This is a genomic window from Roseisolibacter sp. H3M3-2 (genome assembly GCF_029211165.1).
Classification (GTDB): domain Bacteria; phylum Gemmatimonadota; class Gemmatimonadetes; order Gemmatimonadales; family Gemmatimonadaceae; genus Roseisolibacter.
The window spans coordinates 1-1346 of sequence record NZ_JARGEK010000642.1; the positions used below are offsets into that span (position 1 = coordinate 1).

The 1346-nt window shown below is 62.6% G+C and carries 3 protein-coding genes; all 3 read right to left on the reverse strand.

Going from position 1 to position 1346, the window contains the following annotated elements; genetic code table 11:
* Window positions 1-161: 161 nt before the first annotated feature.
* A complete protein-coding gene (locus tag PYV61_RS25350) occupies window positions 162-356 on the reverse strand; it encodes a hypothetical protein (RefSeq protein ID WP_275836667.1) in 195 nt (64 codons plus the stop codon).
* Between the two features lie 4 nt (window positions 357-360).
* On the reverse strand, window positions 361-657 hold the full coding sequence (locus PYV61_RS25355) for a hypothetical protein (protein WP_275836668.1): 297 nt from the start codon (window positions 655-657) through the stop codon (window positions 361-363).
* 412 nt (window positions 658-1069) lie between these two features.
* Window positions 1070-1346: excalibur calcium-binding domain-containing protein (locus tag PYV61_RS25360; RefSeq protein WP_275836669.1), on the reverse strand; the 277-nt coding region annotated here is incomplete at its 5' end.

The window sequence follows — 1346 nt, forward strand, 5'->3', positions numbered from 1 at the left end:
CTCCTCCAGGGCCTTGCTCTTCCGGTACCGATTGGCAGCTTCCCGGAGTTGCCAATCCAACCGGTTGAACACCTCCAGCAGCCGGACGCGCCCTCGGCGGTCCGTTCGTCCGATATGAGATGCGAAGAACTCGAGGATCGTCAGGGCGTGCCGGATCTTCATCAGGGATCGACCCACACCGATGTCGACAGCGACGGGAAGCCGCGCACCACGATCTCGCCGGCGCGATGCTGGCCGAGAAAGTCCGTGATCTTCTCGGCCAGGCGCTCATGGTGAACGTTCATGCCGCCGATCAGGCGGCCGTCGTCGTCCGTCAGCTGCAGGTTCAGATAGTCGGCAGGATTACGCGTGGTCATTTTGTTACTCCTGTTGGCAGCGCAGCTTGCCTTGAACGATCGGCGCCACGATAAATTCGTCAACTAGAGTGCAACCTGTGGCTTCCTTGACGGCCACGCGCATCTGATCCCTGACCTCCAAGGTGAGCGCCGTCACGAAGGCCTTGTGAGCCACCTCCACCTTACCATCCGGCCATACGGTAACCCGAAATGTGCGCCCCTCCACTTTGACCTTGTGGTCGGTCTTGGTGACCGGAACTACTTGCTCCGGTGCAGCGAGCGCGGCCAAAAAAGCGAGAGCGACGACCAAGTGCGCGGTCACAAACCGGACTCATCGATTTGCTTCCGAACGTCACGCATTCCTCGGGCTGCGATCATGATCTCTGGATCCACGGGGAGACCCGCCTCTAGACGGTCGCATAAGAAGTTCTCGGCTCCGCGCTTGTCGGGCTCCTCACACGGGCAGTAATCCTTGTAGCACATGTCTTGGGGACGGCGCTCCGGAGCAGCCGCTACCTGGTCATTCTCGATGGGCGGCATCGGTTCGGGTTGCTTTATAGTTGCGGACGGATCGACTTGCATGTTCTCGAGCGAAACGCTCACTGACGGACTGCTCAAGACAGAGTTCGCCGTGACTTGATTGATCATGGCACTTGCCTCTTCCGAGGCGGCGGGCGGGTTCTGCTTACATGCCGCAAGCGAGAATGCGATGAGTATGGCCTTGGGCAAGCGCATCACTCGCAGCCCACCCCATCGCCGTCGCGATCGAGCCGCCGGCTATAGCCTGGCTGTCCGGCGCGCACCGGTGCCGCGCCCGCCGCTCTCGCCGCTGAGCAGTTCGCGAAGTAGGTGCCTCCGCCCCCCAGCGCCGCATAGGCGCGTGATCGCCGTGCCTTCTTGTACGACCGTCCGGAACCTCGGCGCCCCCGCGCCTCGAGCTGCGCTTCGGCCGACCACCCGAGTTTGGCCCCCGCGACGGTCGGCATAGGCTGCACCCCACCCAACAGGATG